The organism is Clostridium sp. ZS2-4 (assembly GCF_026719745.1).
Lineage (GTDB): Bacteria > Bacillota > Clostridia > Clostridiales > Clostridiaceae > Clostridium_H.
The window spans coordinates 1-21,407 of sequence record NZ_JAPPRQ010000016.1 but is presented as its reverse complement, the minus strand read 5'-3'; the positions used below and the strand labels follow the sequence as shown (position 1 = coordinate 21,407).

Below are 21,407 nucleotides of genomic sequence, written 5' to 3'. Positions count from 1 at the left end.
CATAATTAAATATAACTTCAATTAGGAAAGGATGTAACGCTGTGAAAAAGATTTATTATAAAAGTACACGAGGAAATGGAGAAACAATAGAAGCATCTAAAGCAATTTTAAGAGGAATTGCAGAGGATGGAGGTCTTTTTGTTCCAAGTGAGATACCTAAAATAGATAAGGAACTTAATGTTTTAGCAGAGATGAATTATAAGGAACTTGCTTACTATGTAATGAGTAAGTTTTTCACTGATTTTACTGAGGATGAATTAAAACAATGTATAGATAAGGCATATGATGATAAATTTGATACAGAAGAAATAGCTCCATTAAAAAAAGTAGGCGATGTATTTTTCTTAGAGTTATATCATGGTCCTACTCTTGCTTTTAAGGACATGGCATTATCCATATTACCATATTTATTAACAACTTCTGCGAAGAAACAGAAGTTAGATAAAGAGATTGTTATACTTACTGCTACATCTGGTGATACAGGTAAAGCTGCATTAGAAGGATTTACAGATATTGAAGGAATTAAGATTATTATATTTTTCCCACAAGAAGGAGTTAGTGAGATTCAAAGAATGCAAATGATAACTCATAAGGGAAATAATACTTATGTTGTTGCAATTAAAGGTAACTTTGATGATGCACAAAGTGGAGTTAAACAAATCTTTACTGATAAAGAATTTTCAAAGGTTTTGGAAGAAAATAATTACATGTTTTCTTCTGCAAACTCAATTAATATAGGAAGACTTGTACCGCAAATAGTATATTACTTTAAGGCTTATTTAAATTTATATAAGAATGGTGATATAACAGATGGAGAAAAAATAAATGTCACTGTTCCAACAGGAAACTTTGGAAATATACTAGCAGCATATTATGCAAAGGAAATGGGTATTCCTATAAATAAACTTATATGTGCATCAAATAAGAATAATGTTCTATACGACTTTATGGATAAAGGAGTATATGATAAAAATAGAGAATTTTTTACAACAATATCTCCATCTATGGATATTTTAATCTCAAGTAATTTAGAGAGACTATTATACTTATTGAGTGAAGAAGATGCTTCAAAAGTGAAAACGATGATGAATGAATTGCAGACTGAAGGAATTTATGAAATAGATGAGACTATGAAAAATGCGCTTAAAGATTTTTATGGGAACTTTGCTTCAGAAGAAGATACAAAAGAGGCTATAGATCAAGTGCATAAACAGTATGACTATTTAATAGACACTCATACGGCAGTAGCATATAGTGTTGATAAAAAATATAAAGAAGAATTTAATGATTCTACTAAGGCTATTATTGCTTCAACAGCAAGTCCGTATAAGTTCCCTTATTCAGTTATGAATTCTCTGGATTCTAAACACAGTGATTTGAATGATTTTCAGTTGGTTAAGGAAATGAGCAAGCTGATAAAAGAAGAGGAACCAAAAGCTATAAAGGATATACAAGAAAGAGAAGTTCTTCATAATACAGTTTGTGAAAAGGATGAAATGAAGCTTAAGGTTGGAGAAATTTTGAATTTGTAATTGTTTAAGTTTTTAATAAGTTAATTATTGAACATTGATAATTGCAATAGATCTTACTGAAATGTATGTAAATTAATAGAGTAAGTATAAAAGTGGCATATACTTACTCTATTTTTTAGTTTTAATAGCTTATTAAAAGTTTAGGAAGCTGTGTATTTATACTGCTTAGGCTTTTTACCTTTGTATAAAATTGCATTTTGGGGACAATTATTTATACATCTGGTACATAAAATACAGTTATTTTTAAAGGAAATTTTATTATCTATCATTTCAATGTTATTGGTTGGACAGTTATCTACACACTGTCTACATTCAATACAATCAGAGCTTATTGAGAAGTGTTTGCACTTATTTTTATTATAGCTACACAAATAATAGCTTACATTTTTGCATAGAAACCCTATAAATCCATTTATTTTTTCTATGCTATAAATCCCATCTAAAAAATCCTCTACCAGTAAATATACCCTTTCACTGCTCCATTTGGAATAAACCTTATATTTTTCTTTTTGAGTATCACCAAAAGCACCTAACAAATAATTGCTTGGCATTTGAAAAGTTTTAGTAGTAACAACAGGACAGTTTTTTTCTTGTAGAATTTTTTGAAGTTTTTTAAAGCTTGTGGCAACTGGTGCAGTACCAGTACAATAAATTATACAGTTAATAGGATTAGATAGTGTTGGAATATTATCTTTCACCCAATTTATAAAAAATAATGGAGGGTATTCATAGTATTTAGGACTGCCTAAAACTAAGAAATCATAGGAATTCCAATCTATGTTCAGGTTTTCTTCTATTGAATACAAAGTTACTTCATGGTTATATTTTGCAAATACATTTCTCATGCAAGTTGCTATAAATTTACTATTACCAGTCCCGCTAAAATAGATTAACAAACCTTTCAAAAATTTCACCCTAAAAAATTGCTATATTTATTCATATTCAAAAATATGAAATAAAATTCAGATTTCTTTATGATGGAGATTGGGACTATAATAAGATTGCTTGAAAATTTTATTATATAGCGGTTTATTTGTTCAATTTATCCTGTTCAAGGAAATATAATAAAAGATCAGTTCTTTTCTTTGTTATATCGTCAATTGCTTCTGGAGACCATGTATAGTTTCCTTCACCAGTTTTAGCACCACATTTGCCAGCATCGACTTTTTCTTTTAAGTATTGAGATGTTTCAGTTGAGTTACATAGGTCTTTGAAAAGGTATGAAGATATATTGTAGAAAATATCAAGACCACCAAGATCTGCACTTCTTAATGGACCAGTAACTGGTAGACGACGACCTAAACCGAACTCTACAGCCTTATCAACTTCTTCAGGATCTGCCCATCCTTGTTCAACTATATAGATAGCTTCTCTTAAAAGTGCAAGTTGAAGACGATTTCCTATAAATCCAAGACATTCTTTATTCATTTTAACTGGCTGTTTACCTATTTGTCTAATCCATTCAGTAGTGATTTCCATTGTTTTAGAAGAAGTTTTTTCTCCAGGTACTACTTCGACTAATGGAATTAATTCTGCTGGACACCAGAAGTGAGCTACAACAACTCTTTCAGGATGTTTAAGATTTCTAGAAATATCTGACGGACTTAAGCCTGAAGTGTTGGTTGCAAGGATGACATCTGATGAGCATAGTGAATCAAGTTGTCCAAATACGCTTTGTTTTATAGATAATTTTTCAGCAACACATTCTACTACTAGCTGAACATCTTTTACTGCTTTTTCTAAAGAGGTTGATAAGCTGATTTTAGATAATATATCCTCATATTGAGATTTGGTGATTTTTTCATTGGATATAAGTAAACTTAGGCTCTTTTTTATATTTTCAAAGCCTTTATTTAAGTTTTCACTTGATATGTCGAACATATTTACACTTAGTCCAGATTCTGCACAAAGCTGAGCAATGCCATGTCCCATTGTACCTGCTCCAAGAACAGTAATTTTTTTAATTTCCATATGATTCCTGGTTCATTGATTACGAAAACAACTTACAAACAAGTCATATCCGTATTTAAACCAGATTTCACCTCCTTTTAAATATGTACTATGGTAAAATACAAAATCGATTTTGCTGGAAAAAAAATATAATTATACCAATAATTATATAACCAAAATATGTAATAGTAAACATTTATTGTTGAATAATATGATTATCTTAATGAAATGTTTTGCAATCAACATATAAAAAAATTACAAAAAAAGGAATATTTTTATAGATTTTAGATAGAAAATAGTATATAATCAATAATACGACATAAGCATAACCATATATGGTAAAAATAAACAAATATTAAAATAAATGTATGATAAGGAGATGGAATCATATGTTAAAAAAATTTTCACAGGGTTGTGTAGCTATTGTACAAAGGTACTTACCTGATCCATTTATATTTGCCGTTATCTTAACATTTGTAGTATTCATATTGGGAATGCCAATTACTCATCAAGGACCTTTAGGAATGATTATAGGTTGGAGTGATGGATTCTGGAAGTTACTTGCTTTTTCAATGCAAATGGCATTAGTACTTGTTACAGGGCATACTTTAGCTAGTGCTCCTTCTTTTAAAAGATGGCTTAAAGCTTTAGCTAAGAAACCAAAGGGAGCAACTCAAGCAATAGTATTGGTTACTGTTATTTCAACTATTGCTTGTTGGATAAACTGGGGATTTGGTCTTGTAATTGGAGCTATATTTGCAAAAGAAATTGCAAAAGAAGTTAAAGGTGTTGACTATAGGTTATTGATTGCATCAGCTTATTCAGGATTCTTGGTATGGCATGCTGGTCTTTCTGGATCTATACCTCTTAAACTGGCTTCAGGTGGAAAAGACTTGGCAGTTGCAACTTCAGGGGCTGTAACTAGTCCTGTATCAACAAGTGCAACATTATTTTCAAGTTACAATTTAATAATTTTATTAATATTATTAATCATTCTTCCATTAGTAAATAAAGCTATGATGCCTAGTAAAGAAAATACTGTATTAATTGATCCAAAATTATTAATAGACGATGAAGAACAAGCAGCTACAGTATCTTTAGCTGATATGACTCCTGCTGACAGACTTGAAAACAGCAGAGTAATATCTTTACTTGTAGGTACAATGGGATTAGTATATATAGTTTATTATTTTTCTACAAAGGGATTTAAGCTTGATTTGGATATTGTTAACTTTATTTTCTTGTTTGCAGCTATAATACTTCACGGAACACCAAAAAAATTCTTAAATGCTATAGTGGAAGCTACTAAAGGAACTGCAGGAATCATTCTTCAATTCCCATTTTACGCAGGAATTATGGGTATGATGACTGTTAAAGGTCCTACTGATATTTCACTTGCAGGAGCAATGTCAACTGGATTCGTTGCAATTTCAAATAAAACAACATTTCCATTATTTACATTTTTAAGTGCAGGGCTTGTAAACTTCTTTGTACCATCAGGTGGTGGACAATGGGCCGTGCAAGCACCTATAATGATGCCTGCTGGAGCTGCTTTAGGAGTAGCTACTCACAAAACAGCTATGGCTATTGCATGGGGAGATGCTTGGACAAATATGATTCAACCATTCTGGGCTTTACCGGCATTAGGTATTGCAGGTCTTAGTGCAAAAGATATCATGGGATTCTGCATAGTTGATTTATTATGTTCTGGTGTTGTAATAGCTCTGGGATTGATGTTGTTATAGAAAAGTATATAAAAACAAGGATGAACTGGGTGGTTCATCCTTGTTTTTATATTAGGATAATTTTAAAACTGATTTATATCAACATTAAAATGAGTTAACAATTGTACAAGAGCACAACCTTGAATTGCCACTATGCCGTTAGATTTACAGTAATCCAGTATTTCTTCACTTTCTGCACCAGGTTGTATCAATATCTTATCTATATTTAATTTTTTTGCTTCTTTAACTATTTCTATACCTTCAGTGGGGTTTATGCATAAATCGATTATATCAATTTTATAAGGAATGTCTGATAATGACTTATATATTTTATTAGTGTCATCTTTAGGATTTACACCTTCCACTTTGAATTTGCCAGCTTCTAATGATTTTAATATTTTGTATGCAAATTTCGATTGATCTGAAACTTTACCAACGGTTACCCAATTTTCATAATTAAAAAAGTCCCGTATATTCATAACATACCTCCCATTTTCAATAGTAACTAGTTAATAGGTACCAATACTAGGTTTAAAACTTAATTTTATTAAATAGCTTTCTTATATAATATTATACAATACTTGATAAATATCGAGAATATTTTTAAATAAACAAAATAGAAAATAACTAAAAAAGCTTATAATAACGAACTTTAACTTAAAAAGTACATTATTATAAGCTGTGGGGGGGATTAAATAAAGTAATAAAACAAGATATCCATGGGGTATCTATTAACAATTATGTCCAGGGGAATAAAAAGTATTCAATATTAAATAATAAATTTTTTTTTGATAACCAGTGGTATACTAAATAATAGGACTTAGTTTAGGGGTGAAGAAAATGAATTATATAATATTTGATTTAGAATTTAATCAAGGATACAATTACAAAAAAGGAAATAAAAATATAACGATTAAAAAATGTCCTTTTGAAATAATTCAGGTAGGTGCCGTAAAGATTGATGAAGATTTTCAAATAATTTCAACTTTAAATAGACTAATAAAGCCTAAAATATATACGGATATTCACCCTTTTGTAAAAGAAATTACAGGTATAACAATAGAGCAATTAAAGACTGCAAAAACTTTTAATGAAATCTATGAAGAATTTATTGAGTTTGTTAAAGGGGAAAGAAACGTCTTTGGTGTGTGGGGAGTAGGAGATATGAAAGAATTATTTAGGAATATAGAATATCATGAATTATGTACATCCTTAATTCCTAAAGAATATATCAATATTCAGTCTTATGCATCAAAATATCTTAATTGTCCAAAAGGGACTAATGTTGGTTTGCGTAATGCAGTAGAATTATTAAATATTGACATTAAAGAACAATTTCATGATGCACTTAATGATGCTTACTATACAGCAGAAATTTTTAAAAAAATTTATAATGAAACAATTAAATTCAATACATATGATCCACATAAAAGAAAGAAGTTAAAGGCACTTAATAACGGAAAGAAAAAAATTGATACATATAGATTAATCAAGCAATTTGAGAAAATGTTTAAGAGAGAAATGTCTACAGAAGAAAAGGAAATAATCAAGCTGGCTTATATGATGGGAAAAACAAATCAATTTCAAATTGTGAATAATGCTAATGAAAGATAGTGTGTTATACTTTCTACAAGAGCTGCTTTAAGGGGGATAATGATGAAGGAACAAATAATAAATTTGCTTAAAGAAAATCAAAATACTTTTGTATCTGGTCAAAAAATTAGTGAAAGCTTAGGGGTTAGCCGTGCAGCTATATGGAAATATATAAATGCTATAAAACAAGAGGGGTATGAAATAGAATCTGTTTCAAGAAAAGGATATAAGTTAGTTTCTTGCCCAGACCTGCTTACTTATGAAGAGATAAAGAATAATCTAAATACTAAATATATAGGAAACAATATAATACATTTTGATTCTGTAGACTCTACAAACAATGAAGCTAAGAAGTTGGCAAGAGAGGGAGTCAAAGAGGGAACAGTAGTTATAGCAGAAGAGCAAACTATGGGAAGAGGTAGGCTTGGTCGAAATTGGACATCACCTAAATATAAAGGCATATGGATGTCCATTATATTAAGACCTGATATAGACCCGATGAAAGTATCAAAGGTTACTCAAATAGGAGCAGCAGCTGTGGTAATGGCAGCAAAAGATATGGGAATAGAGGCTTTAATAAAATGGTCAAATGATATAGTTATGAATGGAAAAAAAGTATGCGGAATTTTAACAGAAATGAGTGGAGAATTAACTAAAGTGAATTACGTCATAATGGGAATAGGTATAAATGTAAATATAGAAAAAGAAGAGTTCTCAGAGGCAATAAAAGATGTAGCTTCTTCACTTAAAATCGAAAAAGGACAATATGTAAAAAGGAAAGAATTAGTCAGTAAAGTTTTAAATAATTTTGAGAATTTATATGATGAATTTATTAATGAAGGGAAAATTGACAAATCTATAGAAATTTGCAGGAAAAAATCAATTCTAATTGGAAAACAAGTTAGGATAATTGAAAGAAAAAAAGAGACAAAAGCAAAAGTTTTAGATTTAAGTAAAGATGGCAAGCTGATTGTACAGTATGAGGATGGGAAAGTGGAAGAGATTATTTCAGGGGAAATTTCTGTTAGAGGTATGAATGGATATGTGTAATAAAAAAATCAAGCACTATTGGTTACTTTAAACAAAGGTGCTTGATTTTTGTTATATAAAAAGGTAGAATATGTAATAAAATCCATATACAATTAAAACGTATATTAGTAATTAACTTGAAGAGTAAGAAATATTTATATAATTATAGGATTAAAAAGGGAGTGAAGATATGGAGGTTTGGTGGAGTGGTATTTCAGATTTTGAAAAGTTCTTTTGGTCATTGGCAATTCCATTTACTGCTTTATTCATACTGCAAATGGGTATGTTAATTATTGGTTTAGATAACGGCGTGGATACTCCAGATATATGTGATTCTATAGATATGGATTTCGATATAGATACAGATGTAGATATAGATGCAGACACAGATATGGATTTAGACCCAAATGTTCCGTTAAAGTTAATTACATTGAGAAATATAATTATATTTTTCACCATATTTTCATGGACTGGAATAATGGGGGTTAGACATGGCTACAGTAAAATGCTAACGATTGCACTAGGAATAATCTTAGGTGCATTAGTAATAGTTATATTAAGTAGTGTTTATAAATTAATATTTAAGCTTACTGAAAGTGGAAATATTAATTTGAAAAATGCAATAGGTGCAGTGGGAGAAGTATATCTGACTGTACGTGATAATGGAAAGGAAGGAGGAAAGATTCAGGTAATTTTCCAAAGCTCATTAAAAGAGGTACCTGCAATTACTTATGGGAGGGAACTGAAGACAGGTACTAAAATAAAGGTTATTGGTATTGAAGGGAATGTTTTAGTTGTAAAAGCATTAGAAGATGATAATAAAGGAGATGTATAAAATGGGTGATTTTTCATCAATAATTGTAATAGCAGTAATAGTGGTTGCAATATTTATTACAATAATAGCTTTATTTGCAAGATATAAAAGATGTCCATCTGATAGAATTCTTGTTATATATGGTAAAACAGGAAAAGATGAAGATGGGAGCAACCGTTCAGCAAAATGTATTCATGGTGGAGCAGCTTTTGTAATACCTGTTATTCAGAGTTGTGAATTTCTTGATTTGAGACCTATATCAATAGAGGTGAATCTAACTAAAGCTTTGAGTAAGCAGAACATAAGAGTTGATGTACCTTCAACATTTACTGTAGGTATTTCTACTGATGATGGTATTATGAACAACGCAGCAGAGAGACTTCTTGGTCTTTCCAGAAACGATATACAAGAGCTTGCTAAGGATATTATTTTTGGACAATTAAGACTGGTAATTGCTACTATGGATATAGAAGAAATAAACTCAGATAGAGATAAATTCTTAGAAAATGTATCTCAAAATGTTGAAGCAGAGCTTAAAAAGATTGGTCTTAAGCTTATCAATGTAAATGTAACAGATATCAAGGATGAGTCTGGATATATTGAAGCCCTTGGGCAAGAAGCAGCAGCAAAAGCTATAAACGATGCTAAGAAAAGTGTTGCAGAGAAAAATAGAGATGGTGCTATAGGTGAAGCAGAAGCTAAAAGAGAAGAAAGAGTTAGAGTATCTAAGGCAGATTCTGAGGCAATAGAAGGAGAAAACCAGGCTAGAATTACTATTGCAAATTCTGAAGCAGAAAGACGTGAAAAGCAAGCAGAAGCAGATAAAATAGCTATTGCTGCAGAAAAGGTTCAAGCGGCAAAAGCCCTTCAAGAAGCATATTCAGCAGAACAGGAAGCAGAAAATGCTCGTGCTGATAAGGAAAGAGCTACTAATGTTGCAGACATAATAGTTAAAGCCGAAACTGATAAACAAAAAGTAGAATTGGATGCTGAGGCAGAAGCAGAAAAAATTAGACGTCATGCAAAAGGTGAAGCTGATGCCATATTATTCAAGATGCAGGCACAAGCTCAAGGTACTATGGAAATATTGAGCAAACAGGCGGAAGGATTCCAAAAAATTATTGAAGCGGCTGGAAATGATTCAAAAGATGCAGTTATGCTTATGATTGCGGATAAATTACCTGAAATTGTTAAGCTTCAAGTTGAAGCCATTAAGAATATTAAGATTGATAAGATTACTGTTTGGGATACTATGGGTGGAAATGGTGATGGAACACCTACAACAGCTAACTTCCTTTCAGGAATGTTAAAATCAATACCTCCTTTTGAAGATGTATTTAATGCAGCAGGTATGGAATTGCCAAGTTATCTTAAAGGTGCTGTAGAAAATCAGAATAAAGATAATTTAAATATTGTAAAAGCAGAAGAAGATATACCAGAAAAACTTGAACAAAAAGCTTAATAACAGTAATAAAATATCAATACTATAAATAATTTAATTATTAAGAGTATTTTAGTTTGAGTAATAAAGGGGGATTAGTATGGCACTTTTTTCAAGTAAAGATAGTAAAACAACAAAGACTGAAGAAATTATGAATACAGCAACAATAGTGGGACCAGAGACGGATATGGAGGGGAACATAGACTCTAATGAGGTCATAAAAGTTGAAGGTAGATTTAAAGGTGATATATATTCAAAGGCAGATGTTATAATTGAAAAAGGCGGTATAGTAAAAGGTAATATAACTTCAGCCAATGTAAGTATTGCAGGTGCCGTGGAAGGAAATATTAAGTGCTTTGAACTATTAGAGATTCAGTCAAGTGGGAGGCTGATAGGGGATATAGAAGTTAAAAGCATATTAATAGAAGAAGGAGCAATATTTAAAGGTAAAAGTATTATGGCAAATGTACATGAAGAAAAAGTTGAAGTTATTGATATAACTGAAGAAGAAAATGACAAAGATTACTTAGAAAAAAGTGCTGAAGAAGAATCTGATAAAGAAGAAGTTGATAAAGAAGAAATTTAATAAATAAACATAAGGAGAGAAATATATTTATGCTTGGAACAATAGACAGATTTGAGGGAAAGTATGCTGTTATTGAACTTGATGAGGGCACTATGATAAATATAGAAGCAGATATATTGCCTAAAGAAGCAAAAGAAGGAGATGTACTCAATATAACTGATAAAATAACTATCAATTATGAGGAAACTGAAAAAAGAAAAAAGGAAATGGAAGAACTCACCAAAGGTTTATTTAAAGAATAGTATATAATGTAAAATTACAGTTTACAGTTTTAGATAAATATATCTGAAGACTGTAAACTGTAATTTTTATATTATCTAGTTTGACCTTGACCGTAAATAATATATTTAGTTGTAGTAAGTTCTTTAAGTCCCATTGGACCTCTTGCATGAAGCTTTTGAGTGCTTATTCCAATTTCTGCACCAAAACCAAATTCACTTCCATCTGTGAAGCGGGTAGATGCGTTGATATATACAGCAGCAGCATCTACTTCATTTAAAAATCTTTGAGAATTTTCGTAGTTATTTGTAAGTATTGCTTCTGAATGTTTAGTTCCGTATTTATAAATGTGCTCTAAAGCTTCATCAATGGAATCAACAGTTCTTACTGCTAAAATTAAATCTAGGTATTCAGTTGCCCAGTCCTCTTCAGATGCTGGTTTAGCATTTGATATAATGCTTTGAGTAGTAGGGCATCCTCTCATTTCTACACCTAAAGATTCTAGTTTGGCTGATAGTTTAGGAAGAAACTCTTTTACTATATTTTTGTGTACAAGTAGTGTTTCCATTGCATTACATACAGCAGGTCTTTGAGTTTTTGCATTTATTACTATATCTACTGCATTATCTAAATCGGCAGACTCATCTACAAATATGTGACAGTTTCCAACCCCTGTTTCAATAACTGGAACAGTAGAATTTTGAACTACTGCATTTATAAGTCCAGCACCACCTCTTGGTATAAGCACATCTATATAGCCGTTTAATTTCATCATTGCATTTGCAGCTTCTCTATCTGTTGTTTCAATAAGGTTAATAGAACCTTTAGGAAGACCAGCTTTTTCAGCAGCATCAGAAATAATCTTAGCTATTGTAGTATTGGAGTTTATGGCTTCAGAACCACCTCTTAACACTACTGCATTACCTGCCTTTATACAAAGTCCAGCAGCGTCTACAGTAACATTTGGTCTAGCTTCATATATTATTCCTATAACTCCTAGAGGAACTCTGATTTGACCTATTTGAAGATTATTTGGTCGCTTCCACATTTTAATTACTTCACCAATAGGATCATCAAGAAATGCAATTTCTCTTAGTCCTTCAGCCATAGAAGTAATTCTTTTTTCATCAAGTAAAAGTCTATCAAGTAGAGCTTTTGAAAGACCTTTTTCTTCTCCATTTTGTATATCCTTTGAGTTGGCTGCTAGTATTACATCCATATTTTCAATTAATGCATCAGCCATTGCAATTAGAGATTTGTTTTTAGTAACAGTATCAATAATTGCTAGTTTACGAAAAGCTTCTTTTGCAAGAGTAGCTTTTTCAATTACATGTTGTTTTGCATCCATTTTTTTTACCTCCTATTATTTAAGCATTACTAAATTATTTGCATGAATTACAACGTCATAGTTTTTATATCCAAGTTTTTCTTCAATGTCACAAGAATCTAATCCTTTTATTACATTAATATCTGAGGAATTATAGTTTGTAATTCCATGACCTATTTCCTCATTATTATTATTTAATATAGAAACTACTTCACCTTCTGAGAAAGTTCCATTTATACTTATAATTCCTTTAGGAAGTAAGCTCTTGTGATTTTCAATTAATGCTTTTTCGGCTCCCTTGTCTACTACAATATTTCCGCTAGGTTTAGTTCCAAAAGCCATCCAATGCTTTTTAGCTTGAAGAGGACGCTCAGTTGCTTGGAAGAAAGTACCTATGTCTTTTCCGTCTAGTATGTCATTTAAAACGTTAGGAGCATCTCCATTAACAATAATCATTGATGAACCAGAGGAAGTAGCGATTTTACCAGCATTTATTTTTGTTATCATTCCTCCAGTACCAAGAGAACTTCCGGCATCACCAGCCGTAGCTATTATTTCATCAGTTATATTTTCAACATAATCAATAAATTGGGCATTTGGATTTGTTTTTGGATTAGAATCGTATAATCCATCTATATCAGTTAACAATATAAGTAAATCAGCATTTACAAGACTTGCTACCATTGCAGATAAAGTATCATTATCACCAAATTTTATTTCATCTACAACTAGAGCATCATTTTCATTTACAATAGGTATAACACCTTGTTCAAGCAGTGCATAGAAAGTGTTTGTGGCATTTAAAAAACGAGTTCTGTGGGATATGTCATCTCTTGTTAAAAGTATTTGAGCAGCTATCTTTCCATATTCAGAAAAAAGTTTTTCATACATATGAAGGAGAATGCCTTGACCTACAGCAGCTGCAGCTTGTTTTTGTGGAATTGTTTTAGGTCTTTCCTTAAGTCCAAGCTTACCTATTCCAGCACCAATTGCACCAGAAGAAACAAGAATAACTTCTATTCCACGATTGTGTATATCTGAAAGTTGTCTTACTAGGTTTTCTATACGACTTAAATTTAACAGACCAGTTGGGTAAGTTAAAGTTGAAGTTCCAACCTTTATAACAACTCTTTTTACGTCTTTCAGTTGTTCTTTTCTGTTTGCGTTCATTTTTAAGTGTGACTGATATACAGTCTACTCCTTTCTATGATAATATAGTGTAATAGAATAAAAGTGCGATGCAATTTTATTCCAGTAACCAGTCGCCAATTCCCAGTCACCAGGAAATGTTGATTTTCTCCCTAGTGTCAGAAAATCTTTAAATTTAAAGTATCTTTTTTATGCTTTATGTGATCTGAAGGATGTTAAGATTAAATAAAACTTTTAAAAAAATCTATACTCTTTTATTATTTTAAGATTTTCTTACCTAAGGAAGAAAATCCTCTTTTACTGGGGATTGGTTACTGGTGACTGGGGAATATAAGAAAATTGCCACGCAATTTTCTTATATTATGAATTTAACAAATTATATCACAAAAATATTTGTATATTCAATGAAATGGGAGGTATGTTTATGCAAAATAAAATAGGTTTTATTGGATGCGGTAATATGGCTAGTGCTATGATAAGGGGAATAGTTAAATCTGATTTAATTAGTCCTCAATACATAATAGCTAGTAATCCTACTGAAGGAAAACTTATAGAAATAAAAAAGGAAACAGATATCAACATTACAACTAGCAATATAGAAGTTGCGAGATTTTCAAATATAATATTTTTATCTGTTAAACCTAATAAGTATAAAGATGTTATAAGAGAAATAAAGAATCAGGTTAAACAGGATACCATTATTGTAACTATTGCGGCAGGAATAACTATAGCAAAGGCTGAAGAATACTTCGAAAAAGGAGTTAAAATCATTAGAACTATGCCAAATACACCAGCGTTGGTTGGAGAAGGTATGAGTACCCTGTGTCTAAATGAACTTATAACAGAGGAAGAAAAGAAAAAAATTATAGGTATATTTAAATGCTTTGGTAAGGTTGAGGTTGTAGAAGAGCAATATATGGATGTAGTTACAGCACTTACAGGATCTTCACCGGCATATGTTTATATGTTCATTGAAGCATTGGCTGATGGGGCGGTACTTAAAGGACTTCCAAGACAGAAAGCTTATAAGATGGCAGCTCAAGCTGTTTATGGTTCAGCAAAAATGGTACTTGAAACAGGAAAGCATCCTGGGCAGCTAAAGGATGATGTGTGTTCACCAGGAGGAACAACTATTGAAGCTGTGTATTCTTTAGAGAAAAATGGTTTAAGATCAGCTGTTATAGAAGCCATGGAAGAATGTGTTGAAAAAGCAAGGAATATGAACAAATAAAAAAAGATAAATAATATAAACATAAAAAGTATAGACTAAATTAATATAAAGATTTAATCTATACTTTTTTATTGAAGAATATTTTATACCTTATATCTTCTGCTATATTTCATTAGATAGTTTGCAAAGGCAAAAATAGAGCTTCCAACTGCTAAATATATTAAGTAGTTACTGAAAAGTGAGTTGAAGGGTAAATATAATATTGCTAAGTAAAAAACTAAAGTAGCTATTTTACCATAACTATCAGCGGGCATTACAATATCTTTTTTGTATAATGTTATGCCAGCCGTTATCATTAGAAATTCTTTAAGTGTCATTATAATTAGAACCCATGGAGGAATAAAATTTTTCAATACTAAGCAGGTTAGAACAGTTAAAAGCATTAGTTTATCAGCTAAAGGATCCAACACTGTTCCCCATTTTGTTATAAGATTATATTTCCTGGCAATAAAGCCATCTAAAACGTCAGTAACACCTGCTAATAAAAAAACAAGAGTAGCATTTGTTAAACTGGTATCAGTTCCAGAAAAAAAGAATAAAATAAAAATTGGTATTAGAAACAATCTCATTAAAGTTAGTATGTTAGGTATACTCATATCATCTACCACCTTTAAACAGCTTATATAATGAGTATTCCCTTTGCCATCAAAAATATAATAGAAGTATTTTGCTCTTATGCATGTATATATTTAAATTGAGAGTAAAAGATAATAATATCAAAAGATGATGAAGCCAATAATATAAACACGAATTTTAGAAAAAACATGGTGATAAATATTCGTATTTTTTATTGACTAAAGGATATAGCTTTGGTACTATTGATAGGGAGGGGATGAATGTTGAAAAATAATTATGATATTATAATAGTTGGTGCAGGGCCAGCTGGAATATTCACAGCCTTGGAAGTGACAAAATCAAATCCGCAATTGGAGATTTTAATAATAGATAAAGGAAGAAATATTGAAAAGAGAAAGTGTCCAGCAAGAGACACTGGGAAGTGTGTACATTGTGAACCATGCGGAATAACATTCGGATGGTCAGGCGCAGGTGCTTTTTCAGATGGTAAGCTTTCATTAAGCCCAGAAGTTGGTGGAAGATTACTTGAATATCGTTCAGAAGAAGAAGCTCAAGAATTAATAAATTATTGTGATGAAATTTATTTGAAATTTGGAGCTAATGAAACTATTCATGGTTTAAATAATGAAAGAGTAGAAGAAATCAAGTATGAAGCAAGCAAGCACAATATTCGTTTAGTTGAGTGTCCAGTAAGACATTTAGGAACTGAACTTGCTTATGATGTTTTAAGTGGTATGTATCATCATTTAATTGAAAATACAAAAACAGACTTTAGTGAGTTAAGTGAAGCAGACGAATTAATAATAGAAGATGGAAAAGCAGTTGGAATAAAAATAAATACTAAAGATGGAAATAAAGACATAAAAGGAAAGTATATTATAATAGCTCCAGGCCGCGGCGGTGCTGAATGGCTATCAAAGGAAGCTAAAAAACATAGTATGAAGACAAAAAATAATGCTGTTGATATAGGAGTCAGAGTAGAGGTTCCTAATTCTATAATGGATCATTTAACAAAGGATTTATATGAAGCAAAGCTTGTTTATTATTCTGATACATTTGATAATAAGGTTAGAACCTTCTGTATGAATCCTGGTGGAGTTGTATCAGAAGAGCATTATGATGGAAGAATTGCGGTTGTAAATGGTCATAGTTATTCTCAAGCAGAGCTTAGAACTGAGAATACAAACTTTGCTATGCTTGTATCTACTACATTTACAGAACCGTTTAATCAACCTATAGACTATGGTAAATATATTGCACAGCTTGGAAATATGCTAACTGGTGGACCTATAATGGTACAGAGACTTGGGGATTTATTAAATGGACGCAGAACAGATGAGGAAAGACTTAAAAAGTCTACTACAAGACCTACTTTGAAGTCAGCAGTTCCAGGAGATTTAAGCTTTGTTCTTCCTCAAAGACATTTAACATCAATTGTTGAAGCTATTAAAGCCTTTGACAAAATAGCTCCAGGACTTTACAGTAAAAACACTCTTCTATATGGTGTAGAGGTTAAATTCTACTCAAGTAAGTTTGATACTAATGATAACTTTGAAACTGAGATACAAAATCTTTATACAATAGGAGACGGAGCAGGTATTACAAGAGGATTAATGCAGGCTTCAGTTACTGGTGTTATAGTTGCAAGAGATATTTTAAAAAAAGAAGAATAAAAAACAAAGAAAAGTTAAAAAATTAAAGAAAATAGATAAGTTTATGTAATTTAATTGTGAAAGTGAGGAATTTTTTATGTCAGCATTTGTTGTATTAGGAGCTCAATGGGGAGACGAAGGTAAAGGAAAGATGACAGATTATCTTGCAGAGAAGGCAGACTTGGTTGTTAGATTCCAAGGAGGAAATAATGCTGGACATACTGTGGAAGTTGGAGATAAACAGTATAAGCTGCATTTAATACCTTCAGGAATATTATATGATAATAAATTAAACATAATAGGAAATGGTGTTGTTGTAGATCCAAAAGCTATGTTTGAAGAAATTGATTACTTAGAGGATTTAGGAGAAAAGATTACTCCGGAAAAACTTTTAATAAGTGATAGAGCACAGCTTATAATGCCGTATCACAGAATATTAGATGGGTTAAAGGAACAAGCAAGAGGAAAAAATGACATTGGAACTACAAAAAAAGGAATAGGACCATGTTATACAGATAAAGCTGAAAGAAGCGGAATAAGAGTTTGTGATTTAATGCATAAAGAAGTTTTTGAAGAAAAACTTAGAAAGAATATAGAAGATAAAAATGATTTAATAAATCTTTATGGTGGAGAAGCTTTAGATTTTGAAGCTATATATAATGAATATTTAGCCTATGCAGAAAGAATGAGACCTTATGTTGCAGATATATCTGTAAAAATTTATGATGAAATAAAAGCTAATAAAAATGTGCTATTTGAAGGAGCTCAAGGATCATTACTTGATATAGACTATGGAACATATCCATATGTTACTTCATCAAACACTATATCAGGTGGGGTTTGTACAGGTGCAGGAATTGGACCTACTATGATAAATAGTGCAGTAGGTATAGCAAAGGCTTATACTACAAGAGTAGGTAAAGGACCTTTCCCAACAGAGCTTGAGGATGAAATGGGAGAATTAATAAGAGAAAAAGGTCACGAATATGGAGTAACAACAGGAAGAGCAAGAAGATGCGGATGGCTTGACCTTGTAATACTAAAAAGCTCAGCAAGAATTTCAGGTCTTACAAGCTTTGCAGTAACAAAAATAGACACACTTGCAGGCATAGAAAAATTAAAGGTTTGTACTGGATATAAATTCGAGGATAAGGTTATAGATTACTTCCCAGCAAGTCTTGAAGATTTAGCTAAATGTGAACCTATTTATGAAGAGTTCGAAGGATGGGATGAAAGTATAGCTGATGCTAGAAGTTACGATGAACTTCCAGAAAATGCGAAGAAATACTTAAAGAGAATAGAAGAATTTACTGAAACTAAGATTTCTATAGTTTCAGTAGGACCAAAAAGAGACCAGACTATGATGGTAGATGAACTATAATATCAAGTATAATTCATGAATAACCTTTATTAATTAATATTATTTTGGTATAATCTTGATATGTTGATGTTATAAAGAGGAATGAGGTGACTATAATGAAAATAACAAAGGATATGACAATAGGAGAAATAGTTAGAAATTTTGCTAATAGTCCTGAAGTCTTAATGAGCTTTGGTATGGGATGTGTTGGATGCCCATCTGCACAAGGAGAAACTCTTGAAGAAGCAGCTATGGTTCATGGAATGGATATTGAAAAGTTATTAGAAGAATTAAATAAAGGTATTTAATTTTAGAAAGTAAATATAAAACACTACAGTTTATTTTAATAAATTGTAGTGTTTTATATTTTAACAAGGAGATTTATTATGAGTAGAGTGTTAACTGAAAAAGAATATGAGATACATTTTTATGAAGTTAATTATAAGAAAAAAGCACTTATGACAAGTTTAATTGATTATTTTAATGATGTTGCTATATATCAGAGTGAAGAATTAGGAGTAGGGTTAGATTATTTATTAGAAAGAAATATGGCTTGGATATTGTATAAATGGGATATAACCATAAAAGAATATCCTAAAATTGGAGATAAGATAAAAGTTAGAACTCTACCTTATTCTTTGAGAAAATTCTATGCTTATAGGAAATTTTATATATTGGATGCTGAGGGTAAAACTATAGCTGAGGCAAATTCTGTATGGATGTTGATAGATATTAAAAATAAAAGACCTATAAGGGTTAACGAAGAACTTGTTAAAGCGTATGGATTAGAAAATAATGCTGGTGAAAGTTTAAAAATCGAAAATATAGACAAAATACAGAGAATAGATAATGAAATTCTATTTAAAGTTAGATACAGCGATATAGATACAAACGGGCATGTAAATAATGAAAAATATGCTGCATGGATGATTGAAAGTATTCCTAAGGATGTAGTTTTAAACTATACATTGGTAAATATAAAAATAACCTATAAAAAAGAAACTAAGTACGGTGAAAATATAAAAGTATTAACTCAAAGAAATGAAAGTGAAGATGAAATAGTATTTATTCACCAAATAGTAAAGGATGAAGAAGAACTTACTTTAGGACATACAGTTTGGAGAAAAAATAAGATTTAAAAATTTAACACTTTGGCTATTATATATTTTAATGAGTGTAAAGTTATTAAACCTAAACCTATAAATGTATGCCAAATTTTATAGGTTTAGGTTTGAGTTTAAGTTTATCTTTTTTTAGCTGCATTTTTAGCAGAGATAACCCCAGAAGCCCATGCCCATTGAAGGTTAAAGCCACCGCAGTCACCATCTACATCTAGTATTTCACCTGCAAAATAAAGGTTATGAAGTATTTTAGACTGTAAGGTTTGGGAATTTACTTCCTCTGTATTTATTCCTCCAGCAGTTACCTGAGCGTTATTGAATCCGTTTGTTCCGGTAATTTCAAATTTCCATTCTTTTAACAGGCTGTAAATATTCTTTTTTTCATCCCATTCCAGTTCCCAGCAGGATTTATGTATATTATCTATACCACTTTCTTTTAAAAGAATTGGTATAATCTTTTTATTTATAATTCCTACAAAAGAATCATGAATACTTCTATATCCAAATATGCCCCAGTGAGTTTCTAAAAACTCTTCTAATTCTTTTAAAGATAGATTAGGCATCATATCTAATTTTAAAAATGATTTTTTATCTTTTGACAAAGCAGAGGAGGCTGTTCTGCTTAGCTGAAGAATAGGAGGGCCTGATATACCATAGTCAGTAAAAAGTATTTCTCCAAATTCTTTTCTTAAAGGTACATTATCAACAAAAACTTCAGCTGTGCCGTCGAATTTTACGCCAGACAATGACTTTAGTTTTTTATAGCTTAATTTTAGCTGCACAAGAGCAGGAAGAGGTTCAATGATACTGTGACCTAGTTTTTTAGCTAAATTAAATCCTGAACCATCTGAGCCAGTTTTAGGGGCGGATTTTCCACCACAGCAAAGTAATAATTTTTCACACTCATATTCTTCTTGCGTAGTAGTTATAATTTTAAAACCTTTTTTATAAGCAGTTATATCAGTAACCTTTGTTTCTAAATAAACAGGGATTTGTTTTTCTTCTAAAGAAGCTCTTAATATATCCAAAACAGAAGAAGCTTGTAAGGACATAGGATACATTTTTCCTTCTTCTAAGGTTATTAGAGGTAAACCCAGCTCTTTAAAGAAATTTATAGTGTCTGTAACAGTAAAAGCATTTAGAACTGGTTTAAAAAAGTTTTGATTATCACTATGATATCTTTCAAGTTTACTATATATATTAGTTATATTACATCTTCCATTACCTGTAGTTAATATTTTTTTCCCAATTCTATTGTTCACTTCTAGCAAAGCAACATCTATACCAGAATTTTTTGCAGTTATGGCAGCTGTAATGCCTGAAGCTCCCGCACCAATTATTATAAGTTCATGTTTCACCACGATCTCTCCTTGCATATAAGTATGTGTAGTCGCTTGCAGAATTCCACAAGCATTGATTTGCCTAACTTTTAAGCCGTTAGGCTTTTATATTTTCCTCCACTGCGACATAATAGAATTACACCACATAAAACCAAACACCACAGAGGAGGAGAACAAACATGTTTTGCCTTAATAAAAATAAACAACTTAATTTTTTTGAACAGGTATCTGATTTAAAAGCTTTGGCTTCAAAGCAACCCGTAGGGTTCATAACTTTGCTTTCTGACAATTTTGATATTGAAAGCTTTATTCCTAGTTCTTTTACAGAACATTATTATGCCGATTTAGGCAGAAATAGAGAATATGCACTTTCTTCTGTATTATCAGCTCTAATTTTAATGCAAATTTTTCATATACCTACTGCCGTATTGTTAAATCTATTTCTTGTATTTTCTACTGAAATAAGAGAATTTTGTGGCTTCTATAATTCGGTACCAGATGAGTCTTTTTTTAGTAGATTTAAAACTACCTTTGAAACTGATATTGCTAATTTATTTGATTCCATGGTTCCTAAAGTTATTAATATCTGTGAAGAAATTAATAATGATCTTCCAGATAATTCTCCCTATAAAAGTCTTAATTCTATGCTTATATATGATACTTCTGGCTTAAAACCAAGAGTTAAAGAAAATAATCCAAAAACACTGGTATCCGAAATTAATAGACAGAAAGCTTATGCTAAAGCCAAAAATAAAAAAAGTTT

The 21,407-nt window shown here is 31.0% G+C and carries 21 protein-coding genes; 14 read left to right on the top strand and 7 right to left on the bottom strand.

Features of this window, described 5'->3' with window-relative positions; translation table 11 throughout:
• Positions 1-41: 41 nt before the first annotated feature.
• The gene (thrC, locus tag OIO11_RS03620; RefSeq protein ID WP_268070003.1) at positions 42-1,532 is read left to right on the top strand and encodes a threonine synthase; all 1,491 of its coding nucleotides are present in this window, start codon (positions 42-44) and stop codon (positions 1,530-1,532) included.
• A 140-nt stretch (positions 1,533-1,672) separates the two neighbouring features.
• On the opposite strand, the gene OIO11_RS03615 is transcribed toward thrC, so the two are convergent.
• A complete protein-coding gene (locus tag OIO11_RS03615; protein ID WP_268070002.1) occupies positions 1,673-2,446 on the bottom strand; it encodes an EFR1 family ferrodoxin in 774 nt (257 codons plus the stop codon).
• A 115-nt stretch (positions 2,447-2,561) separates the two neighbouring features.
• The gene (locus tag OIO11_RS03610) at positions 2,562-3,503 is read right to left on the bottom strand and encodes a 3-hydroxyacyl-CoA dehydrogenase family protein (RefSeq protein ID WP_268070001.1); all 942 of its coding nucleotides are present in this window, start codon (positions 3,501-3,503) and stop codon (positions 2,562-2,564) included.
• Positions 3,504-3,871: 368 nt separating this feature from the next.
• On the opposite strand from OIO11_RS03610, the gene OIO11_RS03605 reads away from it, so the two are divergent.
• A complete protein-coding gene (locus tag OIO11_RS03605) occupies positions 3,872-5,227 on the top strand; it encodes a short-chain fatty acid transporter (RefSeq protein WP_268070000.1) in 1,356 nt (451 codons plus the stop codon).
• A 62-nt stretch (positions 5,228-5,289) separates the two neighbouring features.
• On the opposite strand, the gene OIO11_RS03600 is transcribed toward OIO11_RS03605, so the two are convergent.
• Entirely contained in the window at positions 5,290-5,685 is a 396-nt protein-coding gene (locus OIO11_RS03600; RefSeq protein ID WP_268069999.1) for a CoA-binding protein, read from the bottom strand.
• Positions 5,686-6,046: 361 nt separating this feature from the next.
• Here OIO11_RS03600 and OIO11_RS03595 point away from each other — a divergent pair, with 361 nt between their 5' ends.
• The 6 genes from OIO11_RS03595 to OIO11_RS03570 all read left to right on the top strand — a co-directional run bounded on the left by OIO11_RS03595 (position 6,047) and on the right by OIO11_RS03570 (position 10,911).
• Entirely contained in the window at positions 6,047-6,820 is a 774-nt protein-coding gene (locus OIO11_RS03595; protein WP_268069998.1) for a 3'-5' exonuclease, read from the top strand.
• Positions 6,821-6,862: 42 nt separating this feature from the next.
• Complete coding sequence (locus OIO11_RS03590; RefSeq protein WP_268069997.1) at positions 6,863-7,849, top strand: biotin--[acetyl-CoA-carboxylase] ligase; 987 nt, start codon at positions 6,863-6,865, stop codon at positions 7,847-7,849.
• Positions 7,850-8,018: 169 nt separating this feature from the next.
• Positions 8,019-8,663, top strand: coding sequence for an NfeD family protein (locus OIO11_RS03585; RefSeq protein ID WP_268069996.1), 645 nt, complete (start codon positions 8,019-8,021; stop codon positions 8,661-8,663).
• A 1-nt stretch (position 8,664) separates the two neighbouring features.
• Positions 8,665-10,104, top strand: a complete 1,440-nt coding sequence (locus OIO11_RS03580) for a flotillin family protein (RefSeq protein ID WP_268069995.1) — start codon at positions 8,665-8,667, stop codon at positions 10,102-10,104.
• A 79-nt stretch (positions 10,105-10,183) separates the two neighbouring features.
• Entirely contained in the window at positions 10,184-10,669 is a 486-nt protein-coding gene (locus OIO11_RS03575; RefSeq protein ID WP_268069994.1) for a bactofilin family protein, read from the top strand.
• A gap of 29 nt (positions 10,670-10,698) precedes the next feature.
• Complete coding sequence (locus tag OIO11_RS03570) at positions 10,699-10,911, top strand: DUF3006 domain-containing protein (RefSeq protein WP_268069993.1); 213 nt, start codon at positions 10,699-10,701, stop codon at positions 10,909-10,911.
• A 71-nt stretch (positions 10,912-10,982) separates the two neighbouring features.
• Here the strand turns inward: OIO11_RS03570 and OIO11_RS03565 are convergent, their stop codons facing one another.
• Positions 10,983-12,236 carry a glutamate-5-semialdehyde dehydrogenase gene (locus OIO11_RS03565; protein WP_268069992.1) on the bottom strand — a complete coding sequence of 418 codons (1,254 nt, stop codon included), beginning with the start codon at positions 12,234-12,236 and terminating at the stop codon, positions 10,983-10,985.
• Positions 12,237-12,251: 15 nt separating this feature from the next.
• On the bottom strand, positions 12,252-13,385 hold the full coding sequence (gene proB, locus OIO11_RS03560; RefSeq protein WP_268069991.1) for a glutamate 5-kinase: 1,134 nt from the start codon (positions 13,383-13,385) through the stop codon (positions 12,252-12,254).
• Positions 13,386-13,788: 403 nt separating this feature from the next.
• On the opposite strand from proB, the gene proC reads away from it, so the two are divergent.
• The gene (proC, locus tag OIO11_RS03555; protein ID WP_268069990.1) at positions 13,789-14,595 is read left to right on the top strand and encodes a pyrroline-5-carboxylate reductase; all 807 of its coding nucleotides are present in this window, start codon (positions 13,789-13,791) and stop codon (positions 14,593-14,595) included.
• Between the two features lie 83 nt (positions 14,596-14,678).
• Here the strand turns inward: proC and pgsA are convergent, their stop codons facing one another.
• The gene (gene pgsA / locus OIO11_RS03550; protein ID WP_268069989.1) at positions 14,679-15,191 is read right to left on the bottom strand and encodes a CDP-diacylglycerol--glycerol-3-phosphate 3-phosphatidyltransferase; all 513 of its coding nucleotides are present in this window, start codon (positions 15,189-15,191) and stop codon (positions 14,679-14,681) included.
• Positions 15,192-15,434: 243 nt separating this feature from the next.
• Here pgsA and OIO11_RS03545 point away from each other — a divergent pair, with 243 nt between their 5' ends.
• The 4 genes from OIO11_RS03545 (at position 15,435) to OIO11_RS03530 (ending at position 19,322) form a co-directional block, all read left to right on the top strand.
• Entirely contained in the window at positions 15,435-16,844 is a 1,410-nt protein-coding gene (locus OIO11_RS03545) for an NAD(P)/FAD-dependent oxidoreductase (RefSeq protein WP_268070017.1), read from the top strand.
• Positions 16,845-16,920: 76 nt separating this feature from the next.
• Positions 16,921-18,204 (top strand): adenylosuccinate synthase, encoded by a 1,284-nt coding sequence (locus OIO11_RS03540; RefSeq protein WP_268069988.1) that lies wholly within the window; start codon positions 16,921-16,923, stop codon positions 18,202-18,204.
• Between the two features lie 95 nt (positions 18,205-18,299).
• Positions 18,300-18,491 (top strand): DUF1858 domain-containing protein, encoded by a 192-nt coding sequence (locus OIO11_RS03535; protein WP_268069987.1) that lies wholly within the window; start codon positions 18,300-18,302, stop codon positions 18,489-18,491.
• A gap of 78 nt (positions 18,492-18,569) precedes the next feature.
• Positions 18,570-19,322, top strand: a complete 753-nt coding sequence (locus OIO11_RS03530) for an acyl-[acyl-carrier-protein] thioesterase (protein ID WP_268069986.1) — start codon at positions 18,570-18,572, stop codon at positions 19,320-19,322.
• Between the two features lie 104 nt (positions 19,323-19,426).
• On the opposite strand, the gene OIO11_RS03525 is transcribed toward OIO11_RS03530, so the two are convergent.
• Complete coding sequence (locus OIO11_RS03525) at positions 19,427-20,662, bottom strand: NAD(P)/FAD-dependent oxidoreductase (RefSeq protein ID WP_268069985.1); 1,236 nt, start codon at positions 20,660-20,662, stop codon at positions 19,427-19,429.
• Between the two features lie 161 nt (positions 20,663-20,823).
• Here OIO11_RS03525 and OIO11_RS03520 point away from each other — a divergent pair.
• Positions 20,824-21,407 (top strand): transposase (locus OIO11_RS03520; protein WP_268069984.1); only part of this gene is annotated, 584 nt, incomplete at its 3' end.